The following is a 17,598-nucleotide window of genomic DNA, read 5'->3' as shown; positions in this document are numbered from 1 at the left end:
GATATGGAAGGGGAGGATGCAATGGACATCATCCTGTCGAACGTGGATGGTACACCGATTTATGAGCAGATCGTGCGGCAGATCAAGGCGAAAATTGTCGGCGGCGAGCTGCAGCCGGGCGAAGCGCTGCCGTCCATGCGGCTGCTGGCGAAAGAGCTGCGCATCAGCGTCATCACGACCAAACGCGCTTATGAAGAACTCGAGCGCGAGGGATTTATCATCAGCCAGACCGGGCGCGGCAGTTTTGTCGCACCGGTGGGCGTGGAACTTTTGAAGGAGGAACAGCTGCGCCGGGTCGAAGCGCATCTGGAAGAGGCTGCGAAGGCGGCGCATCTGGGCAATTTGGAAAAGGATGCGTTTCTGGAGATCGCGGCAGCGGTATTTGAGGAGGGGATCTGATGGGAAACGCATTGGAGATCAAGGGGCTGTGCAAACAATACGAGGGGTTTGCGCTCCGGGATGTTACGTTCACGCTGCCGGGCGGCTGCGTGATGGGATTCATCGGCGAAAACGGCGCGGGCAAGACCACAACGATCAAAGCGATCCTCAACCTGATCCGCCGCGACGCGGGCAGCATCCGCGTGCTGGGGCAGGACAATCTCGCGGACGAGCGCGCGGTCAAGGAGCGCATCGGCGTGGTGCTGGAGGACGGTTGCTTTCTCAACACGATGAACGCCCGTCAGGTGGATGTACTGATGGGAAAGGCGTATCAAAACTGGCATTCCGAGCAGTTCTTTGGCTTTCTCAAACGGTTTGGTATTGATGTGGACAAAAAGATCAAGGACTATTCCAAAGGCATGCGCATGAAGGTCAATATTGCCGCGGCGATGTCGCATGAGGCGGAATTGCTGCTGATGGATGAGCCGACCAGCGGTTTGGACCCAGTGGTGCGGGATGAGGTGCTCGACCTGTTTTATGATTTCATGCAGGATGACGGCCATTCGATTTTGCTGTCCAGCCATATCACAAGCGATCTGGACAAAATTGCGGATTACATCACGTTCATCCATCAGGGGCAGATCGTTTTGTCTGAGCCGCGGGATGAATTGCTGGATACCTACGGTGTGCTGCGCTGCACGGCGGAACAGCTGTCCGCGCTCGACCCGGCGGCGGTGCGCGGCAAGCGCATGGGCGCGTTTGGCTGCGAAGCGTTGGTGCGCCGCACCGGCGTGCCGGCAAACTGGCCGGTCGAACCGGTCAACATCGAACAGGTGATGCTGTTCCTGACGAGAGGGGAGGAAGCAAGATGAAAGCGATGCTGTATGCCGATTGGCTGAATTTCCGGCAGTCTATTCGGTCGATGCTGTTTATTCTGGTGGTGTTTGCGTTTGCAGGGTTCGCGTGGAGTGGGGCCATGTTTTTCAACATGATTATCGTCATGCTCAGTATTATGATGCCCGCGACGCTGTGTGCGTCCGACCAGGCTTACGGCTGGGATAAGCTCAGCCTTTCGCTGCCCATTCTGCGGCGCGAGGTGGTCGGCAGCAAGTACCTGATGGGACTGCTGATTAATCTTGTGCTGTGCGTGCTGGCGGCGGCGATGACGGTAGCCTATTCGATGGTCAATCCGTCGGCTTCCCTGACAGAGAATTTGATTAGTTTGTTTTGCGGTGAGGTGATCGCCCTGTTGATGATGGGGCTGATGCTCGTCATCACGTTTAAGTTCGGCGTGGAAAAGTCGCGGTATATTCTGGTGGCGGTAGTCTGGGTGCCGATTTTATCCATGGCGGCAATTGTCAAACTGGATATCCTTCCCGGGATGGTGGAGATGCTTCGGCAGGGAATTCATCGGCTGGAAACCATGCCGCTCGGCCTGCCGATGGCAGCGGTGCTGCTGGTTTGCCTTGCGGTCTATGTAGTTTTCTACGCCGTCAGTGTACACACCTATCAGCAAAAGGAGTTGTAAGTATGAAATTCTGCGAATACTGCGGCAAAGCCTTTGACGATGAATATGACACCTGTCCGAACTGCGGCGCAAAGCTGCGCCCGTTGCAGGATGGAGAGGATGAGGAAAACGCGCTGACCATCACCGAAATGATGGCGCTGGGTTTGCTGTAACCGTCCTTGGATGCATAAAAACGGACGCAGCACCATATCCTGACCGTAAAGGGAGGGAGAGCGTTGCTTGGAATTTGGATCGCAGGGCTTGCGCTGCCGCTGGCGGTCGGCGGGCTGGCCGCCTGGCTGACCATGGGCAGCATGGCGACATACGGCGCGCTGGTGCAGCCGCCGCTCGCGCCGCCGCCGTGGGTGTTTCCGGTGGCGTGGACGGTGCTGTATTTGCTGATGGGCATTGCCAGCGTATTGGTTTTTCGGGCGGACGCGCCGCAGGCGGATAAAAAGCGCGCGCTGACGCTGTACGGCGTGCAGCTTGCCGTCAATTTTGTCTGGCCGCTGCTGTTTTTCCGGGCGGGACTGTATGGCGCTTCGCTGGTGTGGCTGATTTTCCTGCTGGTGTTGGTGCTGGCGACGATCGTGGCCTTCCGGCAGGTGAGCCGCGCCGCGGCTTGGCTGCTGGTGCCGTATGTGCTGTGGCTGTTGTTTGCCGCCTATCTGAATGCCGCTGTCTGGGTGCTCAACCGCTGAACAGAATGGAACAAAAGGGGAGCAGGGCGTTGGCCCTGCTCCTTTGCGCTTTGGGATACGGGTGTCAGCAGCGTGCACACAGCCAGCGGAACAACGGCAGATGATCGGCGCCGGTCACGTCGTCACAGACGGAGGCCACCATGCGTTCCGGATGCCATTGCACGCCGAGCAGCGGGGCAGACTGGTGGACAAGCGATTCGACCACGCCGTCCGGCGCGCAGGCGGCGGCTGTCAGGCCGGCTGCGATGCGGTCCACGGTCTGATGGTGATAGCTGTTGACGGTGAGTGCATCGCCGAGCAGGTCGGCAAGCTGCCCGGTGCAGCGGACGGCGTGACAGCAGTTTGCGTGGCCTTCCACATGCTGCCGCAGTGTGCCGCCGAGAAAGACGTTGATCGCCTGCACGCCGCGGCAGATGCCGAGCACCGGCTTGCCGCGCGCGTAAAATGCTTCGAACAAGGCTTGTTCCTCCGCGTCGCGCACCGGGTCGATGGACAGAAAATCGCAGGTGCGATCCTGACCGTATCGCGCGGGATGCAGGTCGCCGCCGCCGGCCAGCAGCAGGCCGTCGCAGCGGTCGGCAAGCGCATCGGTGTCGCCACCGCTGCACAAAACGCCTGCGCCGCCCGCGGCGGACAGGCAGTCGGCATATAATTCAGACTGTCTGCGCCACATGGACAATGTGTCCATAAACCGTCCGCTTGAGACTAATATTAACGGGATTTTCACACAATAAGACTCCCTTCGGTTTTTTTATCGTTGACAGAGAATAGTGAAAACAGTATACTGGGAAATGTATGGGGAACGTAAGAGAATTGTAAGAGAGATGTGAAACGGAGGAAACCCATGGAGTTTAATGCGCTGTCAATTGTGCAGTTGATCGGCGGTTTGGCGCTGTTCATCTATGGCATGACGACAATGGGAAAAGGCTTGGAGCGTGCGGCAGGCTCCAAATTGGAAAAGACACTGGAAAAAATGACCGGCAACGTGTTCAAGGCGCTGCTGATGGGTCTGGTCGTCACGATGGTGATCCAGTCTTCGTCGGCAACGACCGTCATGGTGGTCGGCTTTGTTAACGCAGGCATCATGTCGCTGCAGCAGTCGGTCGGCGTCATTCTGGGCGCGAATATCGGCACGACCATCACCGCGCAGATTCTGCGTCTGGACAGCGGCGGAGCGGTCAGCGAAAACCTGTTCATGCAGATGCTCAAGCCCAAGAATCTGGCGTATATCATCGTGCTGGCGGGCGTCATCATTATGATGCTGGCCAAGAAGCGCCGCACCCGCGATATCGCGGATATCTTTTCCGGCTTTGGTATTTTGTTCATCGGTATGTCGGTGATGGAGAGCGCGGTGGCGCCGCTGGCGGATCTGCCGCAGTTTGCGCAGCTGTTTGCAACCATCGCCAACCCGGTTCTGGGCGTGCTGGTCGGCGCGGGCGTTACCGCGATCATCCAGTCCTCGTCGGCGTCGGTCGGTATTTTGCAGGCACTGTCCACCACGGGTGCGATCACCTATGCCGCCGCGATTCCAATTATTCTGGGTCAGAATATCGGCACCTGTATCACGGCGTTTCTGTCCTCGTTGGGCGGCTCGAAGAACGCGCGCCGTACCGCAATGGTTCACTTCTATTTTAATCTGATCGGTTCCATTGTGTTCCTGGTTGCAGTGTATGCCGTCCAATATACGGTGGGATTTTCTTTCTGGGACAGCGCGATCGACAAGGGCGGCATTGCAAACTTCCACACGCTGTTCAATGTCACCTGTACGATCCTGTTCCTGCCGTTTACCAAGCTGCTCGTCAAGCTGGCAACTTGGAGCGTGCCTTCCGGCGAAGTGCAGGAAGATCCGCTGGCCAAGCTCGAGCCGCGCTTTTTGACCACGCCGTCGCTGGCGCTTGAGCAGGCGCAGCGCTGCATCGCGGATATGGGCGACGCGGCCAAGCAGAATTTCCGCTTGGCGACCGACCCTCTGTTTCAGGATGCGATGCCCAAGGAAGATATCTTCCGGGAGCATGAGAGCTTTCTCGACCGCGCGGAGGTGGAGATCGGCCGTTATCTGACCAACATCCACAACATCCGTTCGGTGGACCAGCGCCGTCAGTTGGCGGAGATGATGCACTCGCTGTCGGATTTTGAAAAGATCGGCGACTATGCGCAGAATATTTTCGGCCGGGTGGATGAATTCCGGCAGGCGGATATGTCGTTCTCGCCCGCGGCGTTGCAGGAACTGCACGCGATGTGCGGCGCGGTCGGCGAAGCGCTCGACCTGACGGTCGAAGGGTATGTGACCCGCTCGGTATCGGTAGCGCGTACGGTGGAGCCGATTGAAGAAGTGGTCGATACGCTCAAGGAGCGCCTCAAGAGCCGTCATATCGAGCGTCTGAGCCGCAGCGAATGCACCATGCAGACCGGTATTCACTTCCTGGATATCGTACACGACTTGGAAAAGATCAGCGACCACTGTTCGAACATTGCGATTTATACCATCCAGCTGGGCGAGGGTGCGCAGGAATTTGACACGCATGCCTATGCAAAGCAGGAGTATAAATCCACGCCGCAGTTTGCAGAAAAGCTGCGCTATTATCAGCAGAAGTATCTGACGCAGATCGAGCAGATCCCGGAACATGCATAACGTTTGATCGGCAGCAAAAAGCGCCGCGTTCGGAAGAGCGCGGCGCTTTTCTTGTTATGCCTCATCTGAAGCGAACACACCATAGACGGCGGAGAACAGCTTTTTGAAGATGTTGCCGATGCGGGCGAATACGCCCACATCCGCATCCGCATCATCGGAGGCGGCCGATGCCTCTTCCGAGGGCGCGGAGATTTCCTGCGTGCGCAGGATGAACTGCAAGCTGGCCGGCGTCGGGTTTTGGGAGGAGGTCACCGATTGCAATGCGGCTTCCGCATCGATGTTGAGCACATTGGTGTCCTCTTCCAGATCCTTTTCCGCGTCACTGATCGCACCGTGGATCGAGTCGTTGGCGTTTTGCAGGCTGGAGGAGCTGCCGGATGCAGAGGCGCGGTCGAGCACGTCGATCAGGCCGTTCAGCGAGGTTTGCAGGCTGGCGTCCGACTTGTCGCGCATTGCGCGCAGGTTGTCCGTCGCGGTTTGCAGCAGGTCGTTGGCAGAAGTGAGCGTTTTGGTCAGCGCGGTGAAGAGTTCGTTGCACTTGTCTGCGGCAGAGGTGGCGTTCTCCGTCATCTCATCAAGCGACGCGGACAGGGCAGGGACGTCTGCAATCAGCTGATGGACTCGTTCGAGTGTGCGGTCGGCCAGCACCGTGAGGTCCTTGCCTTCGCCAATCAGATCTTGCGGCAGGCCGTTGTAGTCCTCCAGCACATCGCACATCTCTTCCAGATCGTCCAGAATCGCGTCTGAGGTGCCGAGCAGGCCGCTGCTGTCGGAGATCAGGTCTTCCAGCGCCCGGATGCTCTGCTTGACGGTGGAAAGCGAGCGGTTCGCGCTCTCGAGCAGGGAGGAAAGCAGTGAGCGCAGCGGTTCGCTCAGGCTGGCGCTGTCCAGAATCTTTTGCAGATCGGCGATCTGTCCGCTGAGCGCATCCGCCTTTTCGCGCAGCGTGCTCAGATGGGTTTGCAGTGTCTTGAGATCCTGCTTGACCTTTTCCACCGTGCTTTGCAGCTGGTGGATGCGCAGCAGGTTATCGCCGGAAGTGTCCTGCAAGTCTTCGACCAGATCATCCAGATTGCCCAGCGTAGTGTTCAGATCCTTGAGCAGCTGCTGGTAGTCCCGGATATCTTCGGAGGACGTTTGGATCGTGCCCAGCATGCTGTTGATGGTCGCACTGAGCGTGGTCAGTGTGGTTTTCATAGAGTTCAGCTCCGGGATCAGGGAGTCGGTTTTTCCGGCCAGCATTTCCAGCGAGGACAGTGCAGTGTCGATCTGCGGATCGATTGTGCCGCGGTCGGCCATCAGCTGCTGGCGCACAGAGTTGATACCGGAAATGCCGCTGGAGAGTGCGCCCAGGCCGCTTTGCATGGACTGCATGGAGTTCAGCATGCTGCTCAGGCCTTCGTATAAGCTGTCGCCCGAGCTGCCCAGCCGGTCCTTGATATCCCGCATATCCGACAGGATATCCAGGGAGGACAGGGTGGCGGGCGCCATGAACAACACCAGTCCCATGCTCTCAAACTCGTTTGCGCCGATGCGCACGGTGAAGGTGCTTTCTTCGCCCGGAAGTCCCATGAACATGACGATTTTGTAAGTGCCGATGGACTGTACCTGCGCGCCGGGCGCGTCGATCGAGAGCATCTTGCTCATGTCGATACCGGTGGCGCAGACCAGCATCATGTTGTTTTTGTAATATTCGCCGGCCGCGTCATTGGGCACTGCATGGATGTTCATTTCGATCAGCCCGCTGGCGCCCGCGCATTTTTCCGCTTCTACCGGTACGCCGTTGAGCTTGTAGGACACGTCGAAATTCCACGGCAGCTGGATCGAGGTGCTGCTGTCCGGGACACATTCAAAATAGAAGCGCTGCAAGCTGTCGTCGGTGAGCGCCCACGAAACCTCGCCCTCGCCGAGCGTCGGCTCATCCAGCGTGGACATATTATAAACATCGGAATAATTGCCGTAATCGGTGAATTCTGTGTGGCCGTTCAGGCTCACACCCTTGACGATGCGGGTGTTTTCGGGCGTGCCGTAGTAATCGAGATTGATATAGACCGCTTCGTCCGTCTGGATGGTCGGCGCGGCGGCCTGCGCCGCCTGCGGCAGTACGCACAGGATCGCCAGTGCGGCAGCCGTCAGACGGTGGATTTTATTGATCTTCATCGTGGGGTTCCTCCTTGTCATGGGGCTGCGTCTGGTCTTGTTTCGGGGACTGCGGTTTGCCGCGGTGCGAAGAGAACAGACGGGCCAGCTTTTGGCGCATCTCGCGGTGCCGCGCGCGGCGGTTTTCGCGGATCTGCGCCACCAGCCGCTGCCGCTGCTGGTGCAGTTCGCTCAGCACCGGCAGAATCAGCTTTTTGCTGCGGATGCTGTTCATCTTGGCGTGTTTCTTCTGCGCGTAGTCCGGCTTGACGATCCAGCGGTCAAACAGCATCAGGCAGCCGGGCAGCAGGAACAGCACCAGGATCATGGAGATGAGCGCGCCGCGGCCAATCAGCTGTCCCAGACCGGAGACCGCTTCCACCGAGGTCAGGAAGTACAGGCCGTAAGCCACGGTCATCAGGATCATGCCCGAGGTCAGGATGGATTCCGCGCTGACCGTGACCGCGCGGATCGCGGCCTCCTTTTTGTCGCCCTGCGCGCGGGCATCCAGATAATTGCCGGTCAGCAGGATGGAGTAGTCGATCGTGGCGCCCAGCTGGATGCAGCTGACGATGATGAAGCCGAGGAACATGGTGCGCTGTCCGTAAATATACGGCATGGCCGTGTTGATGAATACGGCACATTCGATCGGGATGAGCACCACGATCGGAAGCAGCAGCGATTTGTAGGTGATCGCCACGACCAGCGCCACGCCGAGCAGGGACACCAGATTGACCAGCTGGTTGTCGGGTACAATGATGTCCTTGATGTCCTGTGTGGAGGGCGTCACGCCGACCAGATAGGTCTGTGCGTCCGGATAATAGCGGTCGATGATCGCGCGGATCTCATCGGCGTAGGAAAAGGCCGCGTCGCTTTCGCCGGCCGAGCGGACATTGATGATAACGCGTGCCCAGTTTTCGCCGTGCATCATGCTGGTGACGCTTTCCGGAAGGAAGTCTTCCGGGATGCCGTCCGGCAGGACGGACGCAAGGCCGAGCGCGTATTTGACATAGGGCAGATCGCCAAGCTCTTCGCACATGGCTTTTTCTGTGACGTTTCCGTCCAGCGGGATGAGTGCGAGCATCATGTTGCTCTGGCCGAATGTTTCGTTCATCTGCTGTTCGGCATCATATACCGCTGTGCCGGGGGAGTTGGCGACCGCCTCGTTGCCGTAGGTGAAGTCCGCCATGCCCTGCGCAACATAGCAGGGGAGGATGAGGATGGCGACGATCGCCAGCACGGGCTTGCGCAGCTTGTAGGCAAATTCGCCGAAGCCGCGCCATTGCCGCGGGATAAACGAGCGGTGCTGCGTTTTGGCGATGACGTTCTGGAAGCGCAGAATCAGTGCGGGCATGAGCAGCAGCACGGTCAGCAGGCTGAGGGCAATGCCCTTGGCCAGCACAAAGCCCATATCCGGGCCGATGCCGAACCGCATGAGCGCCAGCGCCAGAAAGCCCACGATCGTGGTGGCGCCGGAGGCGCCGATCGAGGAGAACGCGGTGCGCAGTGCGTTGGCCATGGCCTGTTCGGGTGCGATGCCGTTTGCTTTTTCCTCGGTGAAGGCGTGCAGCAGGAAGATGGAATAGTCCATCGAGCAGGCAAGCTGCAGCACCGCGCCGACCGCATTGGAAAGAAACGAGATCTCGCCGAAGATGATGTTGGACCCCATGTTGATGATAATGGCGATGCCAAGCACGGACAGGAACAGCACAGGTTCAAACCAGGACGTGGTGGTCAGCGTCAGAATGAGGAAAATGATGATGACGGCCAGAACCATCACGCGCGCGACTTCGGCGTTGATCGTAGGTCCGAGGTTGGTGTCCGATACCGCGGAGCCTGCCACCAGACCGCGGTCGCCGACGATCTGCTCGATCTCTTTGACGGCTTTGTGCGTCCGAGAAGAGGAGTCCTTTTCCAGAAAGATGACGTCCATGTAGGCGTTGCCGTCTTTGTAATAGTCCTCAATGCTGGAATAGTCGATAAACAGGCTCGATCCGTAGATGTTGGTGGTGGTATCACACCACATGACCATGTCTACGCCGTCTACGTCGGCGATCCGGTCTTTGATGTTTTTTGCTTCATATAAGGTGACATCCTGCAGCATAACCCGTCCCATACCGGGATAGGTGAATTCCTCCTGCATGATGTCCAAGGCCTGCGCGGAAGGGGAAGAGTCCGGCAGGTATTTGGTTAAATCGTAGTTGACGCCGACCATGGGGATGCAGAGCAGACTGAGCACCACCAGCACAAGGAAGATCTTTTCGATCTCTTTGCGCCTATGTATGATCAGGTCAACCGGGCGGTGGCCTTCGGATTTCAAATAAACACCAACTTTCCTGATAATAGATATTGTGTACGATTTTATTTCGTGATATAGTATAAGACATAAGGATAACATACACAACAATCAAATATAGTTATTATGACTGGAAACAGACAGATAACTGTCTATTGTTGATTTAATGCAAGAAAAGGATGGAGGGGAATCGGCTATGCCGCAACAGGAAGACAAGCGGATCCGGCGGACAAAAAAATTACTGCGTCAGGCGCTGACGCGGCTGATGCAGCAAAAGGATTTTCAAAGCATTACCGTGACCGACGTCGTGCGGGAGGCAGACATCAACCGCGGCACATTTTATGCTCATTATCGGGATGTTTATGATCTGCGTGAGCGGATCGAGGCGGAAATGATCGCGGATTTCCGCGGCATGATTGCCGGTTTACGGCCCAGTGAAACCGCCACCTTGCAGCCGGTGCTCAGCCGGGCGGTGGACTATCTGGAGGAAAACCGCGAAATCGTCACCGCGCTGATCAAGGGAAGCGGTGTGGAAGGGTTCGGCAAAAAGCTGATCGGGGTGCTGGAGGAATGCCGTCTGGAAGGCATGCCGTACCGCAGCGTAGAGGACGTCTATGTGGCGCGGTTTGTGGCCATGGGCGTGGTAGGCATGCTGGAAAAATGGATCACGGAACCCCAGCCGGTCCCGAAAAACGAGATGATTGCGCTGATGGCCAAGGTGCTGGCGCCGCTGATGCAGTGACCGGTTCGAAAAAAAACGGCGAAGGACGTTTTCGTCCTTCGCCGTTTTGGCTAATATCGGTAAAGTTTGAGCGATCACTTGCTGTGCAGCACGAATTCGGCCAACCGTTCGGTGGCATCCGGATGCGCGATCGCCTGCATGGTCTGGCGCACGGTTTGCAGCCGCACCGGGTTGCGGAACAGCTGATAGACGGCCTCGTCGATGGGGAAGTGCTTGGTAATCAGGGCTGCCATGCCGTTGTTGACCAAAAACTCCACGTTGCGTTCTTCATGGCCGGGGATCGGGTCCACCAGCAGCATGGGCAGGTTTTTGGCAAGCGCTTCGGATACGGTCAGTCCGCCCGGCTTGGAAACAATGCAGTCGGATGCGCTCATCATCACTTCCACGTTGTGCACAAAGCCGTAAGGCTTGACTACGCAGTCGCCCTCATACCGGGAGGCAAACTGTTCGACGCGCAGCTGCATTTTCTTGTTGTTGCCGCAGACGACCAGCAGCTGGAGCGGAATGCCGATCGAGGTCAGCTTTTCCAGAATCTTGACATGGTCGGCATAGCCCATGCTGCCGCCCATCAGGAGTAGGGTGCGCATGTTGGGGTCGATGCCGAGCTGGGCGGCTGCGTCCTCGCGCGACAGGGCCTGATTGAATTTCGGATGCACCGGGATGCCAAACGGCAGGATGCGGCGCTCCGGAATGCCGCGCTTGATGCAGCGATAGGTGAGCAGCTCACTGGCGGTGACGATATACTGCACGCGGGGCACATCCTCCCAATAGGGGTGCAGGGTGTAGTCGGTGACGATGCCGATGGTGGTGATATCGTCCAGCTTTTTGCGCTTTTTCAGCTCGTCCACCATCTGCGCGGCAAAGACATGCGTGCAAATGATGACGTCGGGCGCATAGCCCGCGAGCACTTTGGCGAATTTGGATGCGCCCAGCGCATTGATGATGTTGATGATGCTGGGGGCGCTGGAAAAATAGCTGGCGCCGTTGTTTTCCGCCAGCTGGTAGACCAGACGGTACAGCGTCTGCATATGCTTGGAAGAAAACAGATATCCCTTATCAATGGTATTCTTGATCAGATTGCTGATATAGGCATATACGTCCAGCGTGTGCACTTCCGCGCCCTTGCTGGTCAGCATATCGCCGATCGCCTTGGCGGTGGCGTGGTGGCCGTAGCCTGCGGTGACAGATAAAATCAAAACTCTCATAACCGGTTTCTCTCCTTGTTCAAGAGTTATTTTACCGCATCGGCAAGGAAAATGCAAACCAAACCGTCGCCTCCCACGCCGGTTATTGCAGCAGCAGCGTGCGATATGCATCCAGCACCTGCCGCTCGAGCGTCTCGCGCAGCGCGCCGCCGACCGGATGCGCGATATCGCGGAAGCGGCCGTCCGGCATGCGGCGGGACGGCATGGCAAGAAACAGCCGGTCGTGCCCGGCGATGATTTTGATGTCGTGGACCGCCAGAACGCCGTCAAACGTGACGGAGACGAGCGCTTTGAGTTTGCCGGCGGGTTCGATGCGGCGGAATTTGATGTCGGTGATTTCCATGATGCACTCCTTTTTTGGTATGCGCGGGGATTTTGGTTTGTTTGACTATTTTCATTTTAACAAAACTATACTATAATATACCTTGTCTGGTAAGAATAAATAGCAAGGCTGTGGGTGCGGCGATGGGCCGGCCCGCGGCAAAAAGTTCAAAATGGGAGGCTTTGGGGAAATGGCCCTGTCTATCAAGCCCTATATTCAAAATAAGGAAAGAATTCATCTGATCGGCATCGGCGGCGTGTCGATGAGTTCGCTGGCGGAACTGCTGCTCAGTCTGGATGTGCCGGTGAGCGGCTCGGACCGGCTGAAAACCGATGTCACGGCCCGTCTGGAAGCGATGGGCGCCAAAATCGTATATGAGCACAAGGCGGAGAACGTGGAAGGCGCGTCGCTGATCGTGCGCACCGCCGCCGTGCATGACGATAATCCGGAAATCGCGCGCGCGCATGCGCTCGGCATTCCGGTGATGGAGCGCGCGGAAGCGTGGGGACACCTGATGCGCGACTATGAGAACGTGGTTTGCTTGGCTGGCACGCACGGCAAGACCACCTCGACTTCGATGATGACGCTGATGACCATGGAAGCGCAGATGGACCCGACCGTGATGGTTGGCAGCAACCTGCCCGCCATCGGCGGCACGCTGCGTATTGGCGGCAAGGGATGCTTTGTGGCGGAAAGCTGCGAGTACTGCAATTCGTTCCTGTCCTTTGCGCCGACGGTCGCCGTGGTGCTCAATGTCGAGGAGGATCACCTGGATTTCTTTAAGGATATCAATGATATCATCCATTCCTTCCGCGCCTTTGTCGAACTGACACCGATGAACGGTCTGGTGGTCGTCAACGGGGATGACCCGCATGCCATGCGCTGCGTGGACGGTCTGGATCGCCGTATCCGCACGTTCGGCCTGAATGAAGGCGCAAATGTGCGCGCGGTCGATATCAGCGACGTCAACGGCTATTACCGCTTCACCGTCCTGATCGACGGCGCACCGTATGCAAAAGTGGAACTGTCCGTCCCGGGACGGCATAACATGCTCAACGCACTGGCGTGCTGCGCGGCGGCGGAATTCCTCGGCGTTCCGGGCGCGGCGGCGGAGCGCGGCCTGAACAAGTTCACCGGCTCTTCGCGCCGGTTCCAGCTGGTCGGCAAGATGCCGAACGGCGCAACCGTGGTCGATGACTATGCGCATCATCCGAGCGAGATGAAGGCGACGCTGCTCACCGCGCGTGAGATGCACTTCGACCGTATCCTGTGCGCGTTCCAGCCGCACACCTATTCGCGTACCAAGGCGCTGTTCCCCGAATTTGTCGAAGCGCTGCGCCTGTGCGATCAGGCGGTGCTGGCGCCGATCTATGCGGCACGCGAGCAGAACACGATCGGGATCTACTCGTCCGATCTGGCAAAGGAAGTGCCGGGCGCCATCGCGCTGGACAGCTTTGAAGAGATCGCCGCGTACCTGCGCCGGGAGGCGGGACCGAACGACCTTGTGCTGACCATGGGCGCGGGCAACATCAATGCGGTGGGCCCGATGCTGATCAAATAACAACCAAAAGCGCTGCGAAAACCGGTTCGCAGCGCTTTTTTTCGTTTTCTCTCGCAAATGAGATATAACCCTTACCGTTGCAAAAAAACTCTCAAACCACCTTGACAAAAAGCATAAAATAGTGCATACTGAAAGCACAAAGTGTTATGCAATTTGTATAATATAATATAAGTCAGTAGGGAGGGTGCGTTATGAATAACAATCTGATTATCACGATCGGCCGTGAATATGGTACCGGAGGCAGGGAAATCGGCCAGAAACTCGCGCTCCGCCTTGGCATTCCGTTTTATGACCGGGAACTGATCACCCGTGCGGCGAAAAAAACCGGTTTTGACGAAAAACTCTTCGAGCAGCTCGACAAGCGCGCAACCAACAGCTTTTTGTATTCGCTGACCATGTTCGGTTCGGTGGGTCTCAACGGCATGAGCCTGACCGATCAGCTGTATTTGGCGCAGTCCAATATCATCCGCGAGATGGCGGAAGATTCCGCCTGCGTCGTAGTCGGCCGCTGCGCGGACCATGTGCTGCGTGATTTCCCGAATAAGTTTGACTTCTTCATCCACGGCTCGATCGAGGATCGCGTCAAGCGCATCCAGACCTGTGGTGACTATGAGATCGAGGGTAAGACCCCGCAGGCCGCGCTCGAGAAGATGGATAAGCAGCGCTCTACTTATTATAACTACTACACCGGCAAGGTGTGGGGCAAGTGCGATCATTACGACCTGTGCATCAATGCAGGCCGTCTGGGCGTAGAGTATTCGACGGATATCATTTTGGAGTATGTCAACCGCCTGAAAAAATAACAAGCCCATTTGAGAGAGAAAAGAGAGAGAAGTGGAAAGCCGCGCCGGCAGGGCGCGGCTTTCTGCTTGTTTGGGAACATTGGGCAGCGGGCTGCGTCAAACCAGACAAAAGGAGGGATACGATATGAAGAAGCGGAAAAATGCGGTATCAGCTCTGGTGTTTGCTGTATTGATCGGGGTTGTGCTGTGCGGCTGTGATGAAAATACGGAGGAAGGAGTAACTGCCAAACCGGTCATCTATCTTTATCCGGAGGAGAAAACCGATGTCAGCATTACGCTGGATTACAGTGGTGAACTGACCGTTACCTATCCGGACTATGCGGACGGTTGGAACGTGACCGCTTATCCGGATGGTACGCTGTTTGATGCGGACGGCAACGAGTATTCCTATCTGTTTTGGGAGGGCGTTTCGGACACCGAATATGACTTTTCCAAGGGATTTTGTGTGGCGGGGAAGGATACAGCAGACTTCCTGCGGCAAACGCTTGCGGCCATTGGTCTGACGCCGAAGGAATATAACGAGTTTATCGTTTATTGGCTGCCGAAAATGCAGAATCACCCATATAATTTGATTTCGTTCCAGACAGGTTGCTATACGGAGGCTGCTCGGCTGGAGATTGCTCCTGAGCCGGACAGTGTCCTGCGTGTGTTCATGGCGTGGGAGCCGCTGGAAGAACCGCAGGAGATCGAGCCACAGACCTTTCCGGAGACTTTTCAGAGGGAAGGGTTTACAGTGGTTGAATGGGGCGGCGCGCAGGTGTCGTAAGGAAAACAAAAAGCCCGCCATCTGGCGGGCTTTTTTACTGGGGAGCAATCAAGCGGTTTTGACGGATTTGCGCAGGGTGCCGCTGGTGGGTTTCCAGATCAGCAGCGAGATGGCGTAATCCACCATCGAATGGATGAACGAGCCGACGAATACCAGCAGCAGGATGATGCGCACGATTTCTGCGCCGGACAGGCCCTGACCGAAGTAGACCGGGATGCAGACGCAGACCTCGGCCAGCGCGTGGATGATGCCCAGCACTGCGCCAAAGACGAACAGCTTGGCACCGCGGGCCGGAACCAGCTGCTTGAAGTCGATCAGTTCGGGGTGCTTTTGCAGATAGAAGGCGCCCAATCCCGCCCAGATGACATGGGTCAGCGCGCGCAGCACAACGGGCAGCGGAAAGCCGCCGAGGAAGAAGCCGAGCGTCGTGCCCAGGGAGACGGCAATGCCGACGGAAGGCGAGATGAACAGCGCCAAAAAGATAGCGACGTGGCTGGCCAGCGTGAAGCTCATTGGGTCGAGCGTGATCTTGATCGGGGAAAACATGGGGATGATGATGCCGATGGCGCACAATACGCCGGCTAAAACAAGATGGTACAGGCTTTTGCTCTTGGTCATGGGAGATCGATTCCTTTCTGTTTGTTTTCACAACGGTTAAGAGTATACAGCTTTATAAAACAAGTGTCAAGACACATGTTAAATAAAAAAGCGGTTGTTGGGAACAGGAATTTATGATATAGTGAACAGGAAAGGAAGATCCCGATGATTTCGATTGACCGCTTTGAAGAGATACTGGACTCGCTTGCGGAAGAATTGCCGCCCGCTTTTTTTGATGGGCTCAATGGCGGCATCGTGGTGGAGCCGGGCGCCAGACTGCATCCCGAGGACCGGCACGGCGATCTGTATGTGATGGGGGAATACTGCACGGACGTGGCAATGGGACACTATATCGTGCTGTATTACGGCTCGTTCCGGCGGGTGTTCGGCACGCTGGATGAGCGGGCGCTGACCGAAGAGATGCGCAAAGTATTGCGGCATGAATTCCGGCATCATGTGGAAGGCCGGGCGGGCGTGCGCGATCTGGAAGTATGGGACGAGGCGCAGCTTGCGGCCTATCGCGCGAATACCGAAGAGAGATAACAAAAGGCCGGCGAAACCACAGCGGTTTCGCCGGCCTTTTCCTTTGGGTCATTTGCCGCGGCACGCGGCTCATTTTTCATCCGTGAGCAGGAAGCCCTTGTCCTTCAGTCCCTGCACCACCCGGTCGAGCGTGGCCTCGTCCGGTGCGCGCAGCGTATGCAGATGGATGCCGCCGGTCAGATCACACAACGGGCGTGCGGCGGGGGATTTGATCTTGTTGCAGAACATATCCGCGTCATAGCGGGAGAAAATATGCAGCGGGGCGCAGATCTGCCCGTAGACCGAATGTTCCACCGTGACGTCGATCAGTGCGCCGCCCAGATCGACCACGGTATAGAGTTCCTCATGCAGGCGGTCGTCGCCGTGCTTGCAAACCACACGCCGTTCGGCATGGACCGGGGCGGAGGCGGTATTTTCCAGAATGTAACCGCGCGGCGTGGCCAGCACGGAAAGTCCGCCGGCGCGCAGCAGTGCAACATCGCCGACGATGATTTGCCGGCTGACGCCGCATTGGGCAGCCAGTGCGGTAGCGGAAAGCGGTCCTTCTGCCTGCGTGAGCAGATGGGTGATTTTGATGCGCCGTTCGGCAGCGTTCATGGTACAGTCACTCCTTAGTACCCCTATCATAACAAAAGAAAAAGGACTATGCAAGCATAGTCCTTGAAATCCGTTTGGGATCAGCCCAGCAGGTAAACGTTTGCGTACTGGACGCCCAGTTCGTATGCACGGCTGTGCGAGGAAACAAAAACGTCGATCTTGTTGTTCTTGATCGCGCCGCCGGTGTCCTCAGCAATGAAGACGCCGTAGCCTTCAATATAAACGCGGCTGCCCAGCGGGATGATCGAGGAATCTACTGCGATCGTGCGGCCTTCGGTCGGGGTCGTGCCGGAAGCGGTCTTGGCACCGGCAACGCCGTTGCAGGTGGCACACGGGCAATAGAACGTCAGCTTGTAGTTGCCAAGGGAAGTCGCCTTGCTCTTAATGGAATCGGTTGCCAGGAGAGAGGAGGAATAGGCAACCGTTTTTGCGGATACCGGAGCGGTCAGCAAATCGTTGTAAGCGGACTGCTGCGCCGCCGCCTTTTCAGCCTCAGCCTTCTTGGCTTCCGCTTCTGCCTTCGCTTTGGCTTCTGCCTCCGCCTTTGCCTTGGCCAGCGCCTGCTCAGCGGTGCTGATTTCGTCGGAGGTCAGGACCGTACCGACCGATGCATTCAGGTTGGAAGAGAGCATCGCAACCGGCTGATCGAGCGCTGCGGCGCTGATCGAAGCCAGCGTGCCGATGGCCAGCGTTGCGGCAATCAGCTTGGATGCATGCTTGCGCATAGAAAAGAACATGTGTTACACTCCTAAATCGTCGTGAAAACCCGCGGATGCGCGGCATCGGTTGTTACCGATTTGTTTTCAGGT

General features: G+C 57.3%; 19 protein-coding genes. 11 read left to right on the top strand and 8 right to left on the bottom strand.

Annotated elements, in window-relative coordinates; all coding sequences use genetic code 11:
• The first annotated feature begins 21 nt into the window (after positions 1-21).
• From EJL02_RS09465 to EJL02_RS09450, 5 genes are all read left to right on the top strand, one after another.
• Entirely contained in the window at positions 22-399 is a 378-nt protein-coding gene (locus EJL02_RS09465) for a GntR family transcriptional regulator (protein ID WP_125116173.1), read from the top strand.
• Positions 399-1,250, top strand: coding sequence for an ABC transporter ATP-binding protein (locus EJL02_RS09460; protein ID WP_125116172.1), 852 nt, complete (start codon positions 399-401; stop codon positions 1,248-1,250). The genes EJL02_RS09465 and EJL02_RS09460 overlap by 1 nt, the downstream gene beginning before the upstream one ends.
• Positions 1,247-1,906 carry an ABC-2 transporter permease gene (locus EJL02_RS09455; RefSeq protein WP_125116171.1) on the top strand — a complete coding sequence of 220 codons (660 nt, stop codon included), beginning with the start codon at positions 1,247-1,249 and terminating at the stop codon, positions 1,904-1,906. Before EJL02_RS09460 ends, EJL02_RS09455 begins: the two co-directional genes overlap by 4 nt.
• A 2-nt stretch (positions 1,907-1,908) precedes the next feature.
• Positions 1,909-2,058, top strand: coding sequence for a hypothetical protein (locus EJL02_RS14195; RefSeq protein ID WP_164510367.1), 150 nt, complete (start codon positions 1,909-1,911; stop codon positions 2,056-2,058).
• A 63-nt stretch (positions 2,059-2,121) separates the two neighbouring features.
• Entirely contained in the window at positions 2,122-2,586 is a 465-nt protein-coding gene (locus EJL02_RS09450) for a TspO/MBR family protein (protein WP_243114448.1), read from the top strand.
• 64 nt (positions 2,587-2,650) lie between these two features.
• Here the strand turns inward: EJL02_RS09450 and EJL02_RS09445 are convergent, their stop codons facing one another.
• Complete coding sequence (locus EJL02_RS09445; protein ID WP_125116170.1) at positions 2,651-3,274, bottom strand: gamma-glutamyl-gamma-aminobutyrate hydrolase family protein; 624 nt, start codon at positions 3,272-3,274, stop codon at positions 2,651-2,653.
• 156 nt (positions 3,275-3,430) lie between these two features.
• On the opposite strand from EJL02_RS09445, the gene EJL02_RS09440 reads away from it, so the two are divergent.
• On the top strand, positions 3,431-5,218 hold the full coding sequence (locus EJL02_RS09440) for a Na/Pi cotransporter family protein (protein ID WP_125116169.1): 1,788 nt from the start codon (positions 3,431-3,433) through the stop codon (positions 5,216-5,218).
• Between the two features lie 54 nt (positions 5,219-5,272).
• Here the strand turns inward: EJL02_RS09440 and EJL02_RS09435 are convergent, their stop codons facing one another.
• Positions 5,273-7,378 carry a hypothetical protein gene (locus EJL02_RS09435; RefSeq protein WP_125116168.1) on the bottom strand — a complete coding sequence of 702 codons (2,106 nt, stop codon included), beginning with the start codon at positions 7,376-7,378 and terminating at the stop codon, positions 5,273-5,275.
• On the bottom strand, positions 7,365-9,677 hold the full coding sequence (locus EJL02_RS09430) for an efflux RND transporter permease subunit (RefSeq protein WP_243114447.1): 2,313 nt from the start codon (positions 9,675-9,677) through the stop codon (positions 7,365-7,367). Before EJL02_RS09430 ends, EJL02_RS09435 begins: the two co-directional genes overlap by 14 nt.
• Before the next feature lie 172 nt (positions 9,678-9,849).
• Here EJL02_RS09430 and EJL02_RS09425 point away from each other — a divergent pair, with 172 nt between their 5' ends.
• Positions 9,850-10,395, top strand: coding sequence for a TetR/AcrR family transcriptional regulator (locus tag EJL02_RS09425; RefSeq protein WP_164510366.1), 546 nt, complete (start codon positions 9,850-9,852; stop codon positions 10,393-10,395).
• A 74-nt stretch (positions 10,396-10,469) separates the two neighbouring features.
• Here the strand turns inward: EJL02_RS09425 and EJL02_RS09420 are convergent, their stop codons facing one another.
• The gene (locus tag EJL02_RS09420) at positions 10,470-11,600 is read right to left on the bottom strand and encodes an MGDG synthase family glycosyltransferase (protein WP_125116165.1); all 1,131 of its coding nucleotides are present in this window, start codon (positions 11,598-11,600) and stop codon (positions 10,470-10,472) included.
• Positions 11,601-11,682: 82 nt separating this feature from the next.
• Positions 11,683-11,943 (bottom strand): SpoVG family protein, encoded by a 261-nt coding sequence (locus EJL02_RS09415; RefSeq protein ID WP_125116164.1) that lies wholly within the window; start codon positions 11,941-11,943, stop codon positions 11,683-11,685.
• Between the two features lie 169 nt (positions 11,944-12,112).
• On the opposite strand from EJL02_RS09415, the gene murC reads away from it, so the two are divergent.
• The 3 genes from murC (at position 12,113) to EJL02_RS14470 (ending at position 15,052) form a co-directional block, all read left to right on the top strand.
• Positions 12,113-13,483, top strand: coding sequence for a UDP-N-acetylmuramate--L-alanine ligase (gene murC, locus EJL02_RS09410; protein ID WP_125116163.1), 1,371 nt, complete (start codon positions 12,113-12,115; stop codon positions 13,481-13,483).
• Between the two features lie 191 nt (positions 13,484-13,674).
• The gene (locus tag EJL02_RS09405) at positions 13,675-14,286 is read left to right on the top strand and encodes a cytidylate kinase-like family protein (protein ID WP_125116162.1); all 612 of its coding nucleotides are present in this window, start codon (positions 13,675-13,677) and stop codon (positions 14,284-14,286) included.
• A 124-nt stretch (positions 14,287-14,410) separates the two neighbouring features.
• On the top strand, positions 14,411-15,052 hold the full coding sequence (locus EJL02_RS14470) for a hypothetical protein (RefSeq protein WP_243114446.1): 642 nt from the start codon (positions 14,411-14,413) through the stop codon (positions 15,050-15,052).
• A 48-nt stretch (positions 15,053-15,100) separates the two neighbouring features.
• On the opposite strand, the gene EJL02_RS09395 is transcribed toward EJL02_RS14470, so the two are convergent.
• Positions 15,101-15,670, bottom strand: a complete 570-nt coding sequence (locus EJL02_RS09395) for a hypothetical protein (protein WP_125116161.1) — start codon at positions 15,668-15,670, stop codon at positions 15,101-15,103.
• A gap of 144 nt (positions 15,671-15,814) precedes the next feature.
• Here EJL02_RS09395 and EJL02_RS09390 point away from each other — a divergent pair, with 144 nt between their 5' ends.
• The gene (locus EJL02_RS09390; protein ID WP_125116160.1) at positions 15,815-16,192 is read left to right on the top strand and encodes a metallopeptidase family protein; all 378 of its coding nucleotides are present in this window, start codon (positions 15,815-15,817) and stop codon (positions 16,190-16,192) included.
• Positions 16,193-16,261: 69 nt separating this feature from the next.
• Here EJL02_RS09390 and EJL02_RS09385 read toward each other — a convergent pair whose 3' ends face one another.
• Both EJL02_RS09385 and EJL02_RS14590 read right to left on the bottom strand, forming a co-directional pair.
• Positions 16,262-16,789 (bottom strand): transcription repressor NadR, encoded by a 528-nt coding sequence (locus tag EJL02_RS09385; protein ID WP_125116159.1) that lies wholly within the window; start codon positions 16,787-16,789, stop codon positions 16,262-16,264.
• 80 nt (positions 16,790-16,869) lie between these two features.
• A complete protein-coding gene (locus EJL02_RS14590) occupies positions 16,870-17,526 on the bottom strand; it encodes a 3D domain-containing protein (RefSeq protein ID WP_125116158.1) in 657 nt (218 codons plus the stop codon).
• Positions 17,527-17,598: the final 72 nt, after the last annotated feature.

Source organism: Agathobaculum sp. Marseille-P7918 (assembly GCF_900625105.1).
Lineage (GTDB): Bacteria > Bacillota > Clostridia > Oscillospirales > Butyricicoccaceae > Agathobaculum.
The sequence above is the reverse complement of the archived record's forward strand: the minus strand, read 5'-3'. Positions and strand labels throughout refer to the sequence as shown.

Coding starts and splice junctions, on each gene's coding strand:
- EJL02_RS09415 (WP_125116164.1), bottom strand. CDS start 11,943: ATGGAAATCACCGACATCAAATTCCGCCGCATCGAACCCGCCGGCAAA.
- EJL02_RS09395 (WP_125116161.1), bottom strand. CDS start 15,670: ATGACCAAGAGCAAAAGCCTGTACCATCTTGTTTTAGCCGGCGTATTG.
- EJL02_RS09425 (WP_164510366.1), top strand. CDS start 9,850: ATGCCGCAACAGGAAGACAAGCGGATCCGGCGGACAAAAAAATTACTG.
- EJL02_RS09455 (WP_125116171.1), top strand. CDS start 1,247: ATGAAAGCGATGCTGTATGCCGATTGGCTGAATTTCCGGCAGTCTATT.
- EJL02_RS09460 (WP_125116172.1), top strand. CDS start 399: ATGGGAAACGCATTGGAGATCAAGGGGCTGTGCAAACAATACGAGGGG.
- EJL02_RS14195 (WP_164510367.1), top strand. CDS start 1,909: ATGAAATTCTGCGAATACTGCGGCAAAGCCTTTGACGATGAATATGAC.
- EJL02_RS09390 (WP_125116160.1), top strand. CDS start 15,815: ATGATTTCGATTGACCGCTTTGAAGAGATACTGGACTCGCTTGCGGAA.
- EJL02_RS09435 (WP_125116168.1), bottom strand. CDS start 7,378: ATGAAGATCAATAAAATCCACCGTCTGACGGCTGCCGCACTGGCGATC.
- EJL02_RS14590 (WP_125116158.1), bottom strand. CDS start 17,526: ATGTTCTTTTCTATGCGCAAGCATGCATCCAAGCTGATTGCCGCAACG.
- EJL02_RS09465 (WP_125116173.1), top strand. CDS start 22: ATGGACATCATCCTGTCGAACGTGGATGGTACACCGATTTATGAGCAG.
- murC (WP_125116163.1), top strand. CDS start 12,113: ATGGCCCTGTCTATCAAGCCCTATATTCAAAATAAGGAAAGAATTCAT.
- EJL02_RS09385 (WP_125116159.1), bottom strand. CDS start 16,789: ATGAACGCTGCCGAACGGCGCATCAAAATCACCCATCTGCTCACGCAG.
- EJL02_RS09405 (WP_125116162.1), top strand. CDS start 13,675: ATGAATAACAATCTGATTATCACGATCGGCCGTGAATATGGTACCGGA.
- EJL02_RS09445 (WP_125116170.1), bottom strand. CDS start 3,274: ATGGACACATTGTCCATGTGGCGCAGACAGTCTGAATTATATGCCGAC.
- EJL02_RS09420 (WP_125116165.1), bottom strand. CDS start 11,600: ATGAGAGTTTTGATTTTATCTGTCACCGCAGGCTACGGCCACCACGCC.
- EJL02_RS14470 (WP_243114446.1), top strand. CDS start 14,411: ATGAAGAAGCGGAAAAATGCGGTATCAGCTCTGGTGTTTGCTGTATTG.
- EJL02_RS09440 (WP_125116169.1), top strand. CDS start 3,431: ATGGAGTTTAATGCGCTGTCAATTGTGCAGTTGATCGGCGGTTTGGCG.